The sequence below is a fragment of the Sphingomonas sp. 67-41 genome, assembly GCF_001899725.1.
GTDB classification, from domain to species: domain Bacteria; phylum Pseudomonadota; class Alphaproteobacteria; order Sphingomonadales; family Sphingomonadaceae; genus Sphingomonas; species Sphingomonas leidyi.
This window is the reverse complement of the sequence record NZ_MKWJ01000001.1, coordinates 15,436-32,486: the sequence shown is the minus strand read 5'-3', so window position 1 is coordinate 32,486 and position 17,051 is coordinate 15,436. Positions and strand designations below refer to the sequence as shown.

Genomic DNA, 17,051 nt, shown 5'->3' with positions numbered 1-17,051 from the left:
AAGGCCGGGCAGCGATGCCCGGCCTTTTCGTTTGTCCGCCTCCCGAACCCGAAGCTCTCCCGACTAGTCCCTCAGATCGGCGACCATTCGATGGCTTCCTCACCTTCGTCGTCGTCCGCCACCTTGCCATGGTCGGTGCCGATTTCCTCGAGCAGCTTGTCGAGCACCCAGTCGACGCCGACGCCGCTCGCGCCCGAGATCGGGATCACCGGCCCGCCGCTCGCCTCTTCCAGTTCGGCGGAGAGCGCGGCGATCAGCTCGTCGTCCAGCGTATCGATCTTGTTGAGCGCGACCACCACGGGCTTTTCGACGAGTCCGGCGCCATAGGCCTCCAGCTCGCCGCGGACCACGCGATAGCTCTCCGCCACGTCGGGATCATTGGCGTCGATCAGGTGCAGCAGCACGCGGCAGCGCTCGATATGGCCCAGGAAGCGGTCGCCGATGCCGGCGCCTTCCGCCGCACCTTCGATCAGGCCGGGTATGTCGGCGACGACGAACTCGCGCTCCTTGTGCCGCACCACGCCCAGCTGCGGGCGCGTGGTGGTGAAGGCATAGGCGCCCACCTTGGCCTGGGCATTGGTCACCTGGTTGATGAAGGTCGACTTGCCGGCATTGGGCAGCCCGACCAGGCCCGCATCGGCAAGGAGCTTCAGGCGCAGCCACACCCAGGCCTCCTCGTTCGGCCAGCCGGTGCCGTGCTGGCGCGGCGCGCGGTTGGTCGAGGTCTTGTAGCTGGCATTGCCGCGCCCGCCGTCGCCACCGCGCAGGAAGACGACGCGCTGGCCCTTTTCGGTCAGGTCGAGCAGCAACGTGCGCTCCTCGTCGTCGGCGAGTATCTGGGTGCCGATCGGCACCTTGATCACCAGATCCTCGCCGCCTGCGCCGGTGCGGTTCGAGCCGGAGCCCCCCTGGCCGCGCGGCGCCCGGAAATGCTGGGTGTAGCGGAAGTCGATGAGCGTGTTCAGACCGGCAACGGCTTCGAAGATGATGTCGCCGCCCTTGCCGCCATTGCCACCATCGGGGCCGCCATATTCGATGAACTTCTCGCGCCGGAAGCTCACGGCACCCGGGCCGCCCGAACCGGAACGGACGAAAATCTTTGCCTGGTCGAGGAAATGCATCGCCGCCCCATAGGCGAGTGTCGCAAATCCGTCACCCCATGGTGACGGACTATTTACGGCAAGGCGGGAAAATCGCCCCGGGGGGAACAAGGGGCACAAGCAATGATTCGCGAGGCGTTGATCGGGTGCGCGCTGCTGGGCGGCGGCTATTATGCGATGTCGACCTATCGGAACGCGGACATCGTGCGGACGGTGAACGCGACTCCGCACGATACCTGGCGTGGCTTCGACCTGGCGCTCAACGGGGCGAAGCACGGCTGGACCGGTCATGGCCCGCAAGGCGACGGGCCGGACGTGAGCCCCGGCGAGGGGTTGAGCTGGCCCAAGGTCACCAGCGTCGATTCGAAGGAGATCGATTATCGCGTGAGCCATGGCGGGACGGAGTTCCTGCACATGAAGCTGCAGTTCGCGCCGCTCGACGACGGCCGCAAGACCAGGCTGTCGTTCAATGCCGATTTCAAGGGCAGGGCCGCGATCGCCGACTATAACCCGAAGATGCGCGAGGCGATGGCGCGCATCCTCGACGAGCTCATCGTCCAGGTCGAGACCGGCAAGGTGGCCAGCGCGGCGGAGCGGTTCCTCGACCTCGACCGCCAGATGCGCGCCCGCCCGGGCTATGCGGAAGCGCAGCGCGAGGGCGAGCAGATGCGCCAGCACGAGGCACAGGCGGCCGCGGCGAAGCCGATGGTCGATCCGGACAAGGGCCGGCTCGATCCCAGGGGCGCCGAGGTGACCCCGCGGAATCCCGGCTCGCATTACTGACGCGCAACTTTCCCGGCGCGCAACTTTCCTGCTGGCGCTGCCCGGAACCGGGAGTATAGGCTCTTGGTTCATTGAGGCGGCGCCGGGATGCGCCGGCGAGAAGAAACCAAGGCAACCGTCGCGCGCAGATGAACTCGATCGATCGGTACATGGCGCGGCTGATCGCGGTGCCCCTGATCTCGACATTGCTCATATCGGCGATGCTGCTGGTGCTCGACCGCATGCTGCGCCTGTTCGAGTTCGTCGCGACCGAGGGCGGGCCGGTCAGCGTCGTCTGGCGCATGCTCGCCAATCTGCTTCCCGAATATCTGGGGCTCGGCATCCCGATCGGGCTGATGCTGGGCTGCCTGCTGGCCTTTCGCCGCCTCGCCACTTCGTCCGAGCTCGACGTGCTGCGCGCGGTGGGGATGAGCTACACGCGCCTGCTCAAGGTGCCCTTCATGTTCGCGATCGCGCTGGCGGCGCTGAACCTCGCCATCGTCGGCTTCATCCAGCCCTGGTCGCGCTACAATTACGAGCAGTTGCGCTTCGAGCTGCGCTCGGGCGCGCTGGGCGCTTCGATCAAGGTGGGCGAGTTCACCAGCTTCGGCGCGAAGATGACGATGCGCATCGAGGAGAGCAAGGACGAGGGCCGCAGGCTTTCGGGCATCTTCGTCCAGATGATGACCAAGGACGGCACCCCGGTGGCGGTCACGGCGCAGAGCGGCCAGTTCCTGCGCTCGGACGATCCGGACGTGATCATCTTCCGCCTGCAGAACGGCACGCTCGTCCACCACGACAGGAACTCGCCCGAGCCGCGAGTGCTGACCTTCACCACCCACAACCTGCCGATCCCGCTGCCCAAATATGAGCAGTTCCGGAACCGCGGCGGCAAGAATATCGAACGGACCCTGCCGGAGCTCGCCGTGATCGGCCGCAATCCGCAGGCGAGCGACGAGGATCGCGAGGGCAGCCGTTCGGCCTTCCACTTCCGCCTGGCGGAAGTCGCGTCGATGTTCCTGCTGCCGTTCCTCGCCGTGGCGCTGGGCGTGCCGCCCAAGCGATCCACCTCGGCGCTGGGCGTGTTCCTGTCGATCGTGATGATCGTGACCTATCACAAGGTCAACGAATATGGGCAGTCGATCGGCGAGCTCGGCCGGGTCGATCCGCTGATCGCGCTCTGGGGGCCGTTCATGCTGTTCGCGGGGCTGGTGATCTGGATGTACTATCAGATCGCCTATGTGCCCGGGGGGCAGCCGATCGGCGGGCTCGAAAAGGCCTTCTCCAAGATGATCAAGGCGATCACGCGCCGCCTGCCGGGCCGTCGCCGCCGGCTCCGCCGAGAGGAAGAAGCTGCGGCATGACCTGGGCCAATTTCTTCCCGTCGCGGACCATGTCGCTCTACATGGCGCGCATGTTCCTGACGCGCACCTTCGCCATTCTCGGTGCGCTGGTGCTCATCCTCCAGTCGCTCGACCTGCTGACGGAAAGCGGCGCGATCCTGGCATATGCCGGCAACGGCGATGCCGAGATCTGGCGCTATGTCAGCCTGCGCGTGCCGCAGATCGCCTCGACCTTCCTGCCCTATTCGGTGCTGCTCGGTTCGATCCTGACATTGTCCCAGCTCAACCAGAACAGCGAAGTGATCGCGATGAAGGCCTCCGGCCTGTCGGCGCATCAGGTGCTCGCGCCGCTGCTGCTCACCGGGATCGCGGTGGCGGCCATCTCCTTCACCTTCAACGATCGCATCGTGTCGCGAGCCACCGCGACGCTCGAGCAGTGGAAGAAAGTGTCCTATGCTCCGCTGCCCATCGATCGCGGCGATCGCGCCAATGTGTGGGTGAAGGGCGACAACAACCTGATCCAGGTGCAGCAGGTCCGCGGGCGCGGCGATGCGGCGCAGCTTTATGGCGTCACCGTCTATGAGCGGCAGAACCGTTCGCTGGTCAGCATCCTCACCGCGCCGCACGCGGTGCGCGCCGGCGATGGCTGGCGCGTCGACAATGCCGAGCGCTTCATCGTCGCTACCGGCCAGAAGGCCAAGGTCGGCAGCATCGTGATCGGCCGCAATGTCCGGCCGGACCAGTTCACGCTCGCCCATGTCGATGCCGATTCCATGGCGTTCGGCGCGCTCTACCAGGCGATCGGCGACTTGAAGGTGGCGGGCCGCCAGACCGAGGCGCTCGAAGGCGCGCTGTGGCACAAGCTGGCAGGGCCGCTTTCGGCGATCCTGATGCCGTTGCTGGGTGCGGTCTCGGCTTTCGGCATTGCGCGTTCGGGCAAGCTGTTCGTCCGCGCGGTGATCGGCATGGCGCTCGGTTTCCTCTATTTCGTCGCCGACAATTTCGCGCTCGCGATGGGCAATCTCGGCGCCTATCCGCCGTTCCTCGCCGCCTGGGCGCCGTTCCTGCTGTTCCTGATGATCGGCGAGGCGGTGCTGCTCAGGACCGAGGAATAGGCGCGCAACGGAGCGCCCAAGCGTTCCTGTCTGGCTAGGCGGGGCGGGGGGCCATATAGCGGCGCCCATGTCGCTCTTCCCGCCCGCCTCCTTCCCGCGCATCGTCGTCAAGATCGGCTCGGCCCTGCTGGTTGATCCCGACGGCGGCGTGCGCCGTGCCTGGCTGGAGGGCATCGCCGGCAACATCGCCGCGCGGGCCCGCGCCGGGCAACAGGTCGCGGTGGTCTCTTCCGGTGCGATCGCGCTCGGCGCGCGGCGCCTCAGGCTTGCCAAGGGCGGTCGCGCCAGCCTGGAGGATGCCCAGGCCGCGGCAGCCACCGGCCAGATCGAGCTGAGCCGCGTCTGGGCCGATGTGCTTGCCGCCAATGGCCTCGTCGCGGCGCAGATGCTGGTCACGCTGGGCGACCTCGAGGACCGCCGCCGCTATCTCAACGCCGCCGCCACGCTCGATCGCCTGCTCGGGTTCGGTGTCGTTCCCGTGCTGAACGAGAATGACAGCGTCGCCACCGAGGAGATCCGGTTCGGCGACAATGACAGGCTCGCCGCCCGCGTGGCGCAAGCCGCGGGGGCGGGCGGCGTGGTGCTGCTCTCCGATGTCGACGGGCTCTACGACCGCAACCCCGTGCTGCCCGGCGCGGTGCACATTCCCCGCGTCGAGCGGATCGACGGCACGGTGGAGGGCATGGCCGACCGGGGGTCCGCCTCCGGCATGGGATCGGGCGGCATGATCTCGAAGATCGCGGCGGCGCGCATCGCCAATGCCGCCGGCGCGCATCTGGCGATAGCATCCGGCCGGATCGAGCATCCGCTCGGCGCAGAGGCGAGGCACACGCTGTTCGTGGCGGAGAGGACGGCCCCCGCGCGCAAGGCGTGGCTGGCCGGCGGCATCACCGCGTCCGGCACCATCCATGTCGATGCCGGTGCGGCCAGGGCATTGGGGCAGGGCCGCAGCCTGCTTGCCGCCGGCGCCACCCGGATCGAGGGCGATTTCGCCCGGGGCGACCTGGTCGTGATCGCCGGGCCGGACGGCAAGGCGCTCGCCCGCGGCCTGGCCGAATATCCCAGCGAGGACGCCGCCCGCATCCTCGGCCACCGCAACGAGGCGCAGGCCGAGCTGCTCGGCTATGCCCCGCGCTCGACACTGGTGCACCGGAGCCATATGGCGCTGCTGTGACCACCATCGCCCTTACCGGCGGCACCGGCTTCGTCGGCACCCGCCTGATCGCCCTCGCGCTCGAAGCCGGCCACCAGGTCCGCGCCCTCACGCGCCGTCCCCAGGCCGAACGGGAACATATCGCCTGGGTGCGGGGCGACTTGTCGGATACCGCCGCGCTCGCCGAGCTGTGCGAGGGGGCGGGCGCCGTCATCCATGTCGCGGGCGTCGTCAACGCGCCCGACCGCGCCGGCTTCGCGGCGGGCAATATCGACGGCACGCGGGGCATGCTGGAAGCGGCGCGGGCGCAGGGCGTCCACCGTTTCGTCCATGTTTCCTCGCTTGCCGCGCGCGAGCCCGGGCTCTCGGCCTATGGCTGGTCCAAGGCGGAGGGGGATGCGCTCGTCATGGCTTCGGGCCTCGACTGGAGCATCGTCCGCCCCCCGGCCATCTATGGTCCGGGCGACCTCGAGATGCTCGAGCTGTTCCGGCTGGCGAAGAAGGGCCTTGCGCTGATGCCGCGCGGCGGCCGCATCTCGCTGATCGAGGTCGGCGACCTCGGCCGGCTCCTGCTGGCGCTCGCCACCACCGACGGGTGCAACCAGATCCTCGACGCCGATGACGGCACCGAGACCGGCTGGAGCCACCAGCAATTCGCCGCCGCGATCGGCACCGCGCTCGGCAAGCGGGTCGCGTCCTTCGCCCTGCCGCGCACGCTGCTGATGGCGGGGGCGCATCTCGATCGGCTGGTGCGGGGTGGCAAGGCGAAGCTCACGCCCGATCGCGTGGCCTATTTCTGTCATGAGGACTGGGTGGTGGATGCCGCCCGGCGCCCGCCGGCGAACCTCTGGACGCCGCAGGTGGAAACACCGGCAGGCCTCGCGGCCACGGCAGCCTGGTATCGCCAGCAGGGTCTGCTCTAGGGCCGATCGACATTTACGAGACCGGCGCTCCCCGGCGAAGGCCGGGGCCCAGCGTCGGGGTGCTATCGAGATATGCGAACCCCACGAACGATGTCGCAACTGGGCCCCGGCCTTCGCCGGGGAGCGAGAAGGGCGGTCCGGCTCTCGTCGCGCCCAAATGTCGATCCGCCCTAGGGCGCGCCGGATGGACGGGGCACCTATCCCCTTCCGGCAAGGATGACCCAATGACCGTCATCCCCGCGCAGGCGGGGATCCAGAGTCACGGGCGATGCGCTAGAGAAACCCTGGGTCCCCGCCTGCGCGGGGATGACGAAACAGCGATACCGGTCTGAAGGGGATATGTGCCGATGGACGGCGAGACGTTCGAGACCACCGACCGGCTGTTCGCCTGGCGCCCGGCCGACCCCTCGGCCGCGGGCTGGCATTTCCTCCCGGTGAAGGGCCCGGTCGCCGCCGAGATCCGGTTCGCCGCGCTCGGCCGCGCCAGCCGCTTCGGATCGATCCGCGTCAACGCCAGCATCGGCGGCACGCACTGGAAGACGTCGCTATTTCCCGACAGGGAATCGGGGGGCTATCTCCTCCCGGTAAAGGCCGACATCCGCCGCCGCGCCGGGCTTTCGGCGGGCGACGAGGTGACGGTCCGGCTGGAAGTCTGAGCGTTTCCGCCGATCAGGGCAGGGGCGGGATGACGATCGCGGTGTCTGCCTTCACGCGGTCGAGCGCGATCAGCGAGCGATAGCTGGCGATGCATTCGTTCTCGGCGAACAGCCGCCGGGTCAACGCCGAATAGGCGCGCATGTCCGACGTGACGATCACCAGCGTGAAGCTCACGCCGCCGGTGACGTAATAGCATTGCTGCACCTCGGGCGTGTCGAGGAACAGGCGGCGCGCCCGTTCCACCGTCGGCATGCGCTCGTCGACCAGCTGCACTTCGACGATGGAAGTGATGGTAAGCGGCACCGCATCGGGATCGACGATCGCCACGTTGCGCGCGATCACGCCCGCCGCCTCCATCGCCGCGATCCGCCGCTGTACCGCCGCCGCCGAGAGGTTCACCGCCTCGGCGATCTGCCGCTGCGGCAGCTTGTTGTCCGCCTGCACGATTCGCAGGATCGCCCGGTCGAAGCTGTCGAGAATCCGTGCGGATTTGCCCTGTCCATTGGCCATCCGGCGAGTTTTTGTTGCATTCGGCCGGTCAATCAAGAGCGCACAGCCCATTCCGGTGATGATATTTCCCGCTGCGAAGGGAATTTCCATGCCGGGCGAACGCGGATCGACGATGCTGGGCGTATTGTGCGGAGCGGCTGCCGGCGCGCTTTGGGGCCTGGTGTTCCTCGCGCCCGAACTGGCCCGCGCCTTCGGTCCGCTCGAGCTGACCATCGGCCGCTACCTTGCCTATGGCCTGATCTCCGCCGCCCTGATCGTCCCGCGCTGGCGCACGGTCTCTGCAAGCATTGGGGGAGCGGAATGGCGGGCACTGTTCTGGCTCGGGCTCGCCGGCAACACGCTCTACTATATCCTCCTCGCCAGTGCCGTGCAGCTCGGCGGCGCCGCGATCACCGCACTCGTGATCGGCTTCCTCCCCGTCGTGGTGACCATCGTCGGCAGCCGCGCCGAAGGGGCCGTGCCGCTCGCCCGCCTGGCTCCGTCGTTGCTGCTTTGCGGGGCGGGTACGGCCTGCATCGGATGGCAGGCGCTGTTCCTGCCTTCCGCCCGCCCGGTCGCCGCGCAGCTCGCCGGCCTGCTCTGCGCGCTCGGCGCGCTTGCCTCCTGGGGTGCCTTTGCGGTGGGCAACAACCATATGCTCGCGCGGGTGAGGACCGTCTCGTCGCACGACTGGAGCCTGCTCATCGGCATCGCCACCGGCGCCCAGAGCCTGTTGCTGATCCCGCTGGCGCTGCTGCTCGGCACGCGGGGCCATGGAGCAGGGGAGTGGGTGCTGTTTGTCGCCGTGTCGGCCGGGGTGGCGATCTTCGCCTCGATCGTCGGCAATGCGCTGTGGAACAAGATGAGCCGGCTGCTGCCGCTCACCCTTGCCGGACAGATGATCACCTTCGAGACGCTGTTCGCCCTGCTCTACGCCTTTGCCTGGGAGCATCGCGGCCCCACCGTGGCGGAGGCACTGGCCTTCGTACTGGTGGTGGCGAGCGTGGTGAGCTGTGTGGCGGCGCATCGGCGGCCGGGGATGGCGAAGGAAATCAAGGCCTCGACCGGGCTCCGGCCCTAGGCCGTCCCCATCATGCTCCGCGCCACCGCCTCGGCGCTCTTGATCCCGTCGATCGCCGCCGAGAGAATGCCGCCCGCATAGCCGGCCCCTTCGCCCGCCGGAAACAGGCGCGCCACGTTCAGGCTCTGATGATCCTTGCCGCGGGTGATCCGCACCGGCGAGGAGGTGCGCGTCTCCACGCCCGTCATCACGGCGTCGGGATGGTCGTAATTGGCGATCTGGCGGCCGAACACCGGCAGCGCCTCGCGGAACGCCTCGATCACGAAGCCGGGAAGGCATTCGGACAGGTCGGTCATTCTCACCCCGGGCTTGTACGAGGGGATGACTTCGCCCAGCGCCGTGGAAGCCCGGCCGGCGAGCAGGTCGCCCACCCGCTGCCCCGGCGCGTGATAGTTGGAGCCCCCGGCGACATAGGCCAGGTCCTCCCAGTGCCGCTGCAGCGCGATCCCGGCCAGCGGCCCGCCCGGATAGTCGCGCGCGGGATCGATCGCCACGACGAGGCCCGAGTTCGCATTGAACTCCGCCCGCGAATATTGGCTCATCCCGTTGGTGACGACCCGACCTTCCTCGCTGGTCGCCGCCACCACCCGACCGCCCGGGCACATGCAGAAGCTGTAGACGCTGCGTCCGTTCGAACAATGGTGGACCAGGCTGTACGCCGCGGCGCCCAGGTCCGGATGCCCGGCGCATCTGCCGAAGCGCGCGCGGTCTATCCAGCTCTGCGGATGCTCGATCCGCACGCCGATCGCAAAGGGCTTGGCCTCGATATGCACGCCGCGCCGGTGGAGCATCTCGAAGGTCGGCCTGGCGCTGTGCCCCACCGCGAGCACGACATGGTCGGCTTCGAGAAAGCTGCCGTCCCCCAGGTGCAGCCCGCGCACCCGCTGGTTGCCGTCGGAAGTGCGCTCCAGTTCGATATCGTCGACTCGGGTCTCCCAGCGATATTCGCCGCCGAGCGCCTCGATCGTCGCCCGCATGCTCTCCACCATGGTGACGAGGCGGAAGGTGCCGATATGCGGGTGCGCTTCCCACAGGATGTCGTCGGGTGCGCCGGCTTTCACGAACTCCTCCAGCACCTTGCGGCCCAGGAAGCGCGGGTCCTTCACGCGGCAATAGAGCTTGCCGTCGGAGAAGGTTCCGGCGCCGCCTTCGCCGAACTGCACGTTGCTGTCGGGGTTCAGCTCGGCGCGGCGCCACAGGCCCCAGGTATCCTTGGTGCGCTGGCGCACCACCTTGCCCCGGTCGAGGATGATCGGCCGGAAGCCCATCTGGGCCAGGATCAGTCCGGCGAACAGGCCGCACGGCCCTGCGCCGATCACCACCGGGCGCAGGCCGTTCCAGCCGGCGGGCGCCGTCACCGGGAAATGGTACGCCATGTCCGGCGTGGGACGCAGGTCCTTGTCGCCCGGGAAGCGCGCCAGCACCGCCGCCTCGTCGGCCAGCGCGACATCGACGGTATAGACCAGCTGGATCGCGTTGCGCCGGCGCGCGTCGTTGCCGCGGCGATAGACCGAATGGCTCTTCAGTTCGGCGGGTGCGATGCCCAGCCGTTTCGCGATCGCCTCGGGCAGGGCTTCGGGGGTGTGGTCGAGCGGCAGGTGGAGTCCGGAGAGGCGAAGCATTCCGGGCCTCTAGCGGGTAAAGCGATTTGCCTCAAATTCGGTGCGATCCGGCATGCGCCTGTCATCAACCTGGGCTAGCGGGAGTGTGCAAAGGGGAAATCGGACTGCGATGTGCAAGGGACTCGGCATAACGATCGGCGCGGCGCTTCTGCTTTGCCTGGGCGGCGCGGCGGGAGCCTATGCCACCTGGAAGCCGGTGATGCCGGACATCGTCGTCACGCTGAAGCCGGACAAGGGAAAGGCGCCTAGCCTGATCTTGACCTATAACGAGCAGGGCGGCGACCCCCTGGTGAGGCATTCGGGCGCGCGCTACGGCGCCTGCTCCACCGACAATCTCCAATGCGCGATGCGGCATGCGCGCTACGAGTTCCGCAGCGAAGGCCCGCGCAGCCAGAGCATCCAGGTCCGCCGTTTCCAGACCAACGGCAATCCCATCCTCGGCGGCGTTAGCTGGACCGGTTCGTCCTATCCCCGCAAGGTCGAGCTGGCTTGCGATCTCGCCGTCGCCGATACGCGTCGGGCCTGTCGGATCGTCCGGATCACCGCCTGAACCGGGCGCTCCACCGTCGCCGGTGGGGCAGGGCCGCGTCTTAAGCCACGCATGGGCCCGCTCGCGCGCACCGGGCGGGAAATCACGACCGCCGCCGGCCTCGTCGAAATGGGTCGCCTCGAGCGCCTTGCCCCGGCTCCGGCGCGTTTCCGCCGCAATCGCTTGGCACTGCGGGGCGATATCACTAGAGGGACCCCATGACCGACCGCGCCACCGTCTTCGAGACCGTCACCGCCCAGATCGAGCCCTTCAACAAGAAGGGCGTCGCGCTGACCGATAGCACCACCTTCGCCGGGGACCTGGAGTGGGACAGCCTCACCGTGATGGATTTCGTCGCGGCGATCGAGGACGAGTTCGACATCATCATCACGATGAACATGCAGGCCGAGATCGAGAATGTCGGCCAGCTGGTCGACGCGGTCCAGAAGCTCAAGGGCTGATCCACGTGACCGACAGCCTGAACACCGCCGACGCGCTTCCCGCCAACCCGGCCGAGGTCGCGCCCGAGCGCGACCTGATGTCGAAGTTCGACGGCCTGATCGCCGAGCGCCAGGCGCTGCTCGACAGCGGCGTCACCGATCCCTTCGCGATCGTGATGGAGCAGGTGAAGTCGCCCACCGAGGCGGTGATCAAGGGCAAGGACACGATCCTGCTCGGCACCTACAACTATATGGGCATGACCTTCGATCCGGACGTGATCCAGGCCGGCAAGGACGCGCTCGACACGTTCGGCTCCGGCACCAATGGCAGCCGCATGCTCAACGGCACCTTCCGGGATCACATGGAAGTCGAGCAGGCGCTGCGCGAATTCTATGGCGTCTCGGGCGCGATCGTCTTCTCGACCGGCTATATGGCCAATCTCGGCATGATCTCCACCCTGGTGGGGAAGGGCGAATATGTCATCCTCGACGCGGACAGCCACGCGTCGATCTATGACGGCTGCAAGCAGGGCAATGCCGAGATCGTCCGCTTCCGTCACAATGACGTGGAGGATCTGGACAAGCGCCTGGGCCGCCTGCCCAAGGAGGCCGGCAAGCTGGTGGTGCTGGAGGGCGTCTATTCGATGCTCGGCGACATCGCGCCGCTGAAGGAAATGGTCGCCGTCGCCAAGAAGCATGGCTGCATGGTCCTGTCGGACGAGGCGCATTCGATGGGCTTTTTCGGCCCCAATGGCCGCGGCGTCTATGAGGATCAGGGGCTCGAGGGCCAGGTCGATTTCGTCGTCGGCACCTTCTCCAAGTCGGTCGGTACCGTCGGCGGCTTCTGCATCTCGGACCATCCCAAGTTCGAGGCGATCCGCCTGGCCTGCCGCCCCTATATCTTCACCGCTTCGCTGCCCCCCTCGGTAGTGGCGACCGCGGCGACTTCGATCCGCAAGCTGATGCACGCCCACAACAAGCGCGCGCATCTGTGGGAAAATGCCCGCACGCTGCACGGCGGCCTCAAGGCGATGGGCTTCAGGCTCGGCACCGAGGCGCCGGACAGCGCGATCATCGCCGTGATCCTGGAGGACCAGGAACAGGCGGTGATGATGTGGCAGGCGCTGCTGGACGGCGGCGTCTACGTCAACATGGCTCGTCCGCCTGCGACGCCGGCGGGGACCTATCTGCTGCGCTGCTCGCTTTGCGCCGAACATTCGACCGAGCAGATCGAACGCGTACTGGGCTTGTTCCGGGCTGCGGGCCAGGCGGTGGGCGTTATTGGCTGAGGGCGCTTTTCAGCGCCCGCAGGCTCGACTAAAATCGAGCGCGTAATGAGTGAGGTCAACAACGCCCTGGAGCGTGCTGTCCGGGCGACGAATTGGCGGTTCATGCTGCTCGGCGCGCTCGCGCTGCTCGGGATCGCTGTGCTTGCGGCAGTGGCGGTGATCCAGCAGCGGACCGATGCGGAGCGGGATCAGGCGATCGCGCGGCAGCAGCACACGTTCGACGTCATCATGCGCGCCAACCAGCTCTCCGGCGCGATTGCGGGGGCGGAGGCGGCGCTGGGCCGCTATGTCGTCAGCGCCGATCGCAAGCTCGGCCAGCAATATGGCGCGCAATGGGAACGGGCGACGGAGCAGCTCACCCGGCTCCGGCAGCTCACCGCCGACAATGGCGATCAGCGCGCGCGGATGATCCGCCTGAAGCGGGCGTTCGACGCGCGCGGAAAGGAACTGGCCAACACCGCACTCTATTCGGCCTATAAGCGGCACAGCGATGCCTGGGGCAGCTATTACCAGGTCCGTTCCAGCCCGGCGCGCAGCGAGCTGGAGCAAGTGCTCAACGAAGTGGTCGATTCCGAGCGGGTCACGCTCCACGGCCGCAGCAAGGCGGCCGCGGACCTGCTTGCCAATTCGGGCTTTGCTTCGCGCCTCCTCACCGGCTTCGGCATCCTGATCGTGCTCGGCGCGGTGCTGCTCGGCTGGATGGCGATCGAGGCCCAGGGCGAGCGCGCGGTCGCCGATGCCATGGCCGACGCCGAGCGCGAGCGAGCCGCCGAACTGCAGGAGGCGGTGGCCGAGGCGACCGAGCAGCTGCGCGCCGAGGCGGGCGAACGCGAGGCGGCGCAGGAACAGCTTCGCCAGGCGCAGAAGATGGAGGCGGTCGGCCAGCTTACTGGCGGCATCGCGCATGATTTCAACAATATGCTCGCCGTGGTTCTCGGCGGATTGGAGCTTGCCAAGCGCCACCTGCACACGGGCGGGCCCGATGCACAGAAGCATATCGAGAATGCGATGGAAGGCGCGAACCGCGCCGCCGCGCTCACCCGCCGCCTGCTGGCCTTCTCGCGGGCCGAGCCGCTGTTGCCGGAAGCGGTGGAGGCGGGTGCGCTGATCGACGGCATGACCGAACTGCTCGACCGCACCCTGGGCGACGGCATCGCGGTCGAGACGGAGGATGCGGGCAAGGGCTGGCGGATCTGGGTCGACCGCCATCAGCTCGAGAACGCGCTGCTCAATCTCGCCGTCAATGCGCGTGATGCGATGGAGGGGCAGGGGACGCTCAGCTTCGTCACCGGGGGGATCACCCTGGCCGAGAACGAGGTCGGCGAATGTGTGGCGGGCGACTATGTCACGATCGAAGTGGGCGATACGGGCATGGGAATGACGCCCGAGGTGCTGGAACGCGTGTTCGAGCCCTTCTTCACCACCAAGCCGGTGGGCAAGGGCACGGGTTTGGGGCTCAGCCAGATCTTCGGCTTCGTCCGTCAGTCGGGAGGGGAGATCGGCATCGATACGGCGCCGGGCAAGGGCACGCAGGTGGTGCTGTACCTGCCGCGCCATGTCGGCGAGGGCGCGGTTCCCGAGGCGGCTCCCGCCGCCGAAGACGCCTCCGAGAAGGGCGCGCGGCCGCTCGATGTCCTGGTGGTGGAAGACGATCCGCGCGTGCTCGCCGCGACGCTGGGCGCGCTTGGCGAGCTTGGCCATCGTGCCGTCGGTTGCGACGATCCGCTGGCCGCGCCGGGGGCGATCGCGACCTTGCCGTCGCTCGACCTGATCGTGTCCGACGTGCTGATGCCTGGCCGGACCGGCCCCGAGATGATCGCCGCGCTGGGCGAGCAGATCGAGGGGGTGGCGGTGCTGTTCGTAACCGGCTTTGCCGGCGAAGCGGATGCGGCGATCTTCAAGGGGCGCACCGTGCTCCGCAAGCCCTTCACCATTGCCGGCCTTGCTGCTGCGGTGGCCGAGGCGATGGCGCAGGAAGCGCGCAGGAGCGGGCGGGCGGCAGCGGAGTGATCCGCCCGGCGCGCTAGCTGTCGGATTTCTGCCGCGTGGATGGGGCCGGCTTGTAGCTCACTACGCACCAGTCCGGCGCGCAATTGGCGGCGGCTTCGATGATCGCGGCATAGCGTTCGACCACCGCGCAATCGGTGTCCGCGGCATAGAGGATGATCGGCCGGTGCGGAGTCTCGCGGCCGGCGCCGCTGGCGAAATCCTCCAGCGCGGTGTCGCTGGCGCGGATGAAGCCCCAAAGCGCCTGACCGCCATTGTCGCGAACCGCATAGGCATCGGCGCTCTTCCTGGGCAGCTTCGTGCCCCATTGCGCCGAAAGGTTGCAGGTCTTGTCCGGCACGGCGGATAGGGTCAGCGCCAGCGAGAACAGGATCATTGCGGCTTCTCCATGTCGCCATGATGTTCGGCCATCGTCCGCGAGAGCTGCGCGACGGCCATCTGGCGTGCCTTGTCGCGCGGCAGGCCGAGCGCCCGGGCCATCGGGGCGCCGAGCAGCGCATCGCCCACCGCCATGAGGACGAGCTGGAGCGTCTCCTCGTGCAGCGAATGGGTCTTGTCGTCATGGCCCTCGGCCAGTTCGTCCATCAGTCCGTGGATCGCTTCCAATATGGGGTCCAGCGCATCCTGATTGCCGGTCAGGATCATCCAGCTGGCGAGCGCGCCGGCGCCGCCCTTGTCGAACGCGTCGAAGGTGAGGTTCACCACTTCGTGGTCGTCATGGTCGCCGGCGCGCGCGCGCATCACCGCGGCGCTGATCTTGCTGGTCACGCCGCAGGCGATATTGGCGGCGAGTGCTTTCTGCAGCCCCGCGGCCGAGCCGAAATGGTGGAGCAGATTGGCATGGGTTCGCCCGATCCGCGCGGCGACCGCCTTCAGCGTCACGGCCTGCGGTCCCGCCTCGAGCAGCAGCGCGCGCGCGGCTTCGAGCGCGGCGTCGCGGGATTCTTCGGGAGAAAGGCGTTTGCGTGGTGCGGCGGTCATCTTCTGCTGTGTCGTCCCCGGAAACCCCCGGCTTAGGGCATGATTTCCAAGGGGGAAAGCACAGACATCAAGCGATCCTCCCCGGGGCGGGCCCGGGGAGGACGATCATGCCGCCATTCGGTCATCCGCATCGCCGCCGCCGCAATCGCCCTCCGAGAGGTCGATTTCGTAGCGCGCGCTCGCCACATCGCAGCCGCGGCCGCGCGAATACATGGTGACGAGTTGGCCGGTCGGGCGGAAACCCAGCTTGCGCAGCACCCGGCCCGAGGCGGGATTGTCGATGAAATGGCCGGCGGTGATGCGGCGAACGCCCCGCGCCCGCGCGGCCCGCAGCACGGCCCGCCCGGCCTCGGTCGCGAAACCATGGCCCCAGGCATCCGGGGTCAGCCAATAGCCGAGCTCGTTGGGTTCATCCTTCCACGTGCCCACCGCCATGCCGCCGATCAGGCGGACCGCGCCAGAGCGATGCTCGAACACCAGGAACTTGGGTTCGACCGGGTTGCCGAAACCGGCGAGAAACGTTTCGGCCGCTTCGAGCGGATAGGGCCAGGGCGGCATGGCGAGGTTGCGCACCACGCTCTCATGTCCGATCGCCTGCGCCAGGGCATTGGCATCCTCGGGCCAGCCGGGCCGTAATGTCAGTCTTTGCGTTCGCACGAACATGACCATCTCCTTGGTCCTGCGACGCCCCACGCCACGCTACTGTGACGAGGTTGTTGCGCCGTGGTGTCAGGGAGGAAATAAAAAAGGGAGCCGGGGCGACCCGTCTCCCTTTTCAGCTGGTTCGTTCGTCGAACCCGGGTCGTCCTGGTGGACAACCCGGTCGGTTGCCCGATGTTACTCGGCAGCCTCCGCAATCATGTCTACCGAACAGAACTTGCGGCCAAGCTTGCCTTCCTTGAACGACACGCGGCCGTCCACGAGCGCGAAAAGAGTATGGTCCTTGCCCATGCCCACGTTCACGCCCGGATAGAATTTGGTGCCGCGCTGGCGCACGAGGATGTTGCCCGCAACCGCGAGCTCGCCACCGAACTTCTTCACGCCGAGACGACGGCCGGCCGAATCACGACCGTTACGCGAAGAGCCGCCTGCCTTCTTATGTGCCATGCTCTATACTCCTCGTATCTCTGGCTTACGCTTCCGCAGCCGGGGTCTCGCCCTCGGCAGCGGCGGCCTTCTTCGCCTTCGGCGCGGCCTTCTTCTTCTCTTCCTGCGCACCGATGGCGGTGATCTTCAGGATGGTGTGGTTCTGGCGGTGGCCGTTCTTGCGGCGATAGTTGTGCCGGCGGCGCTTCTTGAAGACGATGACCTTCTCGCCCTTCGCCTGCGCGACGATCTCGGCCGAGACGGTGAGGCCCTCGGTGGACTTCAGCTCGCCACCTTCGCCGGCGAGCAGCACGTCGCCCAGCGTGACCGTCGAACCGGCCTCGCCGTCGAGCTTCTCGACCACGATCTTGTCTCCCGCGGCAACGCGATACTGCTTGCCGCCCGTGCGCACGATAGCGAACATCGGTCTCTTCTCTGGTTCAAATGCTTGTGCCCGCCAAGGTTGCACCCCGG

General features: G+C 67.7%; 19 protein-coding genes. 11 read left to right on the top strand and 8 right to left on the bottom strand.

The window, feature by feature from the left end:
• Window positions 1-71: 71 nt before the first annotated feature.
• Window positions 72-1,121, bottom strand: coding sequence for a GTPase ObgE (gene obgE / locus BGP17_RS00155; protein ID WP_286710638.1), 1,050 nt, complete (start codon window positions 1,119-1,121; stop codon window positions 72-74).
• 102 nt (window positions 1,122-1,223) lie between these two features.
• Between obgE and BGP17_RS00150 the strand changes: the two genes are divergently transcribed.
• The 6 genes from BGP17_RS00150 (at window position 1,224) to BGP17_RS00125 (ending at window position 7,052) form a co-directional block, all read left to right on the top strand.
• Window positions 1,224-1,883 (top strand): hypothetical protein, encoded by a 660-nt coding sequence (locus BGP17_RS00150; protein WP_286710637.1) that lies wholly within the window; start codon window positions 1,224-1,226, stop codon window positions 1,881-1,883.
• 128 nt (window positions 1,884-2,011) lie between these two features.
• Window positions 2,012-3,226, top strand: coding sequence for an LPS export ABC transporter permease LptF (gene lptF / locus BGP17_RS00145; protein WP_208413686.1), 1,215 nt, complete (start codon window positions 2,012-2,014; stop codon window positions 3,224-3,226).
• Window positions 3,223-4,320 (top strand): LPS export ABC transporter permease LptG, encoded by a 1,098-nt coding sequence (lptG, locus tag BGP17_RS00140; RefSeq protein WP_167300637.1) that lies wholly within the window; start codon window positions 3,223-3,225, stop codon window positions 4,318-4,320. The genes lptF and lptG overlap by 4 nt, the downstream gene beginning before the upstream one ends.
• A 67-nt stretch (window positions 4,321-4,387) precedes the next feature.
• Window positions 4,388-5,494, top strand: a complete 1,107-nt coding sequence (proB, locus tag BGP17_RS00135; RefSeq protein WP_286710636.1) for a glutamate 5-kinase — start codon at window positions 4,388-4,390, stop codon at window positions 5,492-5,494.
• Window positions 5,491-6,396: an NAD-dependent epimerase/dehydratase family protein gene (locus BGP17_RS00130; protein WP_286710635.1), complete on the top strand. Its 906-nt coding sequence runs from the start codon at window positions 5,491-5,493 to the stop codon at window positions 6,394-6,396. Before proB ends, BGP17_RS00130 begins: the two co-directional genes overlap by 4 nt.
• A gap of 347 nt (window positions 6,397-6,743) precedes the next feature.
• Complete coding sequence (locus BGP17_RS00125) at window positions 6,744-7,052, top strand: DUF1905 domain-containing protein (protein WP_286710634.1); 309 nt, start codon at window positions 6,744-6,746, stop codon at window positions 7,050-7,052.
• A gap of 13 nt (window positions 7,053-7,065) precedes the next feature.
• Here the strand turns inward: BGP17_RS00125 and BGP17_RS00120 are convergent, their stop codons facing one another.
• Window positions 7,066-7,563, bottom strand: a complete 498-nt coding sequence (locus BGP17_RS00120) for an Lrp/AsnC family transcriptional regulator (protein WP_286710633.1) — start codon at window positions 7,561-7,563, stop codon at window positions 7,066-7,068.
• A gap of 88 nt (window positions 7,564-7,651) precedes the next feature.
• On the opposite strand from BGP17_RS00120, the gene BGP17_RS00115 reads away from it, so the two are divergent.
• Window positions 7,652-8,623 carry a DMT family transporter gene (locus tag BGP17_RS00115; protein ID WP_286710632.1) on the top strand — a complete coding sequence of 324 codons (972 nt, stop codon included), beginning with the start codon at window positions 7,652-7,654 and terminating at the stop codon, window positions 8,621-8,623.
• On the opposite strand, the gene BGP17_RS00110 is transcribed toward BGP17_RS00115, so the two are convergent.
• Window positions 8,620-10,245 carry an NAD(P)/FAD-dependent oxidoreductase gene (locus tag BGP17_RS00110; RefSeq protein WP_286710631.1) on the bottom strand — a complete coding sequence of 542 codons (1,626 nt, stop codon included), beginning with the start codon at window positions 10,243-10,245 and terminating at the stop codon, window positions 8,620-8,622. The genes BGP17_RS00115 and BGP17_RS00110 overlap by 4 nt on opposite strands.
• Before the next feature lie 109 nt (window positions 10,246-10,354).
• Between BGP17_RS00110 and BGP17_RS00105 the strand changes: the two genes are divergently transcribed.
• The 4 genes from BGP17_RS00105 to BGP17_RS00090 all read left to right on the top strand — a co-directional run bounded on the left by BGP17_RS00105 (window position 10,355) and on the right by BGP17_RS00090 (window position 14,513).
• Window positions 10,355-10,795: a hypothetical protein gene (locus BGP17_RS00105; RefSeq protein ID WP_286710630.1), complete on the top strand. Its 441-nt coding sequence runs from the start codon at window positions 10,355-10,357 to the stop codon at window positions 10,793-10,795.
• A 197-nt stretch (window positions 10,796-10,992) separates the two neighbouring features.
• Window positions 10,993-11,235, top strand: coding sequence for an acyl carrier protein (locus BGP17_RS00100; protein WP_167300629.1), 243 nt, complete (start codon window positions 10,993-10,995; stop codon window positions 11,233-11,235).
• Between the two features lie 77 nt (window positions 11,236-11,312).
• On the top strand, window positions 11,313-12,503 hold the full coding sequence (gene spt, locus BGP17_RS00095) for a serine palmitoyltransferase (protein WP_243857537.1): 1,191 nt from the start codon (window positions 11,313-11,315) through the stop codon (window positions 12,501-12,503).
• A 45-nt stretch (window positions 12,504-12,548) separates the two neighbouring features.
• Window positions 12,549-14,513: an ATP-binding protein gene (locus BGP17_RS00090; protein WP_286710629.1), complete on the top strand. Its 1,965-nt coding sequence runs from the start codon at window positions 12,549-12,551 to the stop codon at window positions 14,511-14,513.
• A 13-nt stretch (window positions 14,514-14,526) separates the two neighbouring features.
• Here BGP17_RS00090 and BGP17_RS00085 read toward each other — a convergent pair whose 3' ends face one another.
• The 5 genes from BGP17_RS00085 to rplU form a co-directional block, all read right to left on the bottom strand.
• A complete protein-coding gene (locus tag BGP17_RS00085) occupies window positions 14,527-14,886 on the bottom strand; it encodes a hypothetical protein (RefSeq protein WP_167300626.1) in 360 nt (119 codons plus the stop codon).
• Window positions 14,883-15,491, bottom strand: a complete 609-nt coding sequence (locus tag BGP17_RS00080; RefSeq protein ID WP_167300625.1) for a TetR family transcriptional regulator — start codon at window positions 15,489-15,491, stop codon at window positions 14,883-14,885. The genes BGP17_RS00085 and BGP17_RS00080 overlap by 4 nt, the downstream gene beginning before the upstream one ends.
• Before the next feature lie 105 nt (window positions 15,492-15,596).
• Window positions 15,597-16,154: a GNAT family N-acetyltransferase gene (locus tag BGP17_RS00075; RefSeq protein ID WP_243857480.1), complete on the bottom strand. Its 558-nt coding sequence runs from the start codon at window positions 16,152-16,154 to the stop codon at window positions 15,597-15,599.
• 174 nt (window positions 16,155-16,328) lie between these two features.
• The gene (gene rpmA, locus BGP17_RS00070; protein ID WP_086130412.1) at window positions 16,329-16,598 is read right to left on the bottom strand and encodes a 50S ribosomal protein L27; all 270 of its coding nucleotides are present in this window, start codon (window positions 16,596-16,598) and stop codon (window positions 16,329-16,331) included.
• Between the two features lie 25 nt (window positions 16,599-16,623).
• A complete protein-coding gene (gene rplU / locus BGP17_RS00065) occupies window positions 16,624-17,001 on the bottom strand; it encodes a 50S ribosomal protein L21 (protein ID WP_086130413.1) in 378 nt (125 codons plus the stop codon).
• Between the last annotated feature and the right edge of the window lie 50 nt (window positions 17,002-17,051).

Coding starts and splice junctions, on each gene's coding strand:
- BGP17_RS00105 (WP_286710630.1), top strand. CDS start 10,355: ATGTGCAAGGGACTCGGCATAACGATCGGCGCGGCGCTTCTGCTTTGC.
- BGP17_RS00110 (WP_286710631.1), bottom strand. CDS start 10,245: ATGCTTCGCCTCTCCGGACTCCACCTGCCGCTCGACCACACCCCCGAA.
- spt (WP_243857537.1), top strand. CDS start 11,313: ATGTCGAAGTTCGACGGCCTGATCGCCGAGCGCCAGGCGCTGCTCGAC.
- BGP17_RS00125 (WP_286710634.1), top strand. CDS start 6,744: ATGGACGGCGAGACGTTCGAGACCACCGACCGGCTGTTCGCCTGGCGC.
- lptG (WP_167300637.1), top strand. CDS start 3,223: ATGACCTGGGCCAATTTCTTCCCGTCGCGGACCATGTCGCTCTACATG.
- rpmA (WP_086130412.1), bottom strand. CDS start 16,598: ATGGCACATAAGAAGGCAGGCGGCTCTTCGCGTAACGGTCGTGATTCG.
- BGP17_RS00080 (WP_167300625.1), bottom strand. CDS start 15,491: ATGACCGCCGCACCACGCAAACGCCTTTCTCCCGAAGAATCCCGCGAC.
- lptF (WP_208413686.1), top strand. CDS start 2,012: ATGAACTCGATCGATCGGTACATGGCGCGGCTGATCGCGGTGCCCCTG.
- BGP17_RS00085 (WP_167300626.1), bottom strand. CDS start 14,886: ATGATCCTGTTCTCGCTGGCGCTGACCCTATCCGCCGTGCCGGACAAG.
- BGP17_RS00115 (WP_286710632.1), top strand. CDS start 7,652: ATGCCGGGCGAACGCGGATCGACGATGCTGGGCGTATTGTGCGGAGCG.
- BGP17_RS00120 (WP_286710633.1), bottom strand. CDS start 7,563: ATGGCCAATGGACAGGGCAAATCCGCACGGATTCTCGACAGCTTCGAC.
- BGP17_RS00100 (WP_167300629.1), top strand. CDS start 10,993: ATGACCGACCGCGCCACCGTCTTCGAGACCGTCACCGCCCAGATCGAG.
- obgE (WP_286710638.1), bottom strand. CDS start 1,121: ATGCATTTCCTCGACCAGGCAAAGATTTTCGTCCGTTCCGGTTCGGGC.
- BGP17_RS00090 (WP_286710629.1), top strand. CDS start 12,549: ATGAGTGAGGTCAACAACGCCCTGGAGCGTGCTGTCCGGGCGACGAAT.
- BGP17_RS00075 (WP_243857480.1), bottom strand. CDS start 16,154: ATGTTCGTGCGAACGCAAAGACTGACATTACGGCCCGGCTGGCCCGAG.
- BGP17_RS00150 (WP_286710637.1), top strand. CDS start 1,224: ATGATTCGCGAGGCGTTGATCGGGTGCGCGCTGCTGGGCGGCGGCTAT.
- proB (WP_286710636.1), top strand. CDS start 4,388: ATGTCGCTCTTCCCGCCCGCCTCCTTCCCGCGCATCGTCGTCAAGATC.
- rplU (WP_086130413.1), bottom strand. CDS start 17,001: ATGTTCGCTATCGTGCGCACGGGCGGCAAGCAGTATCGCGTTGCCGCG.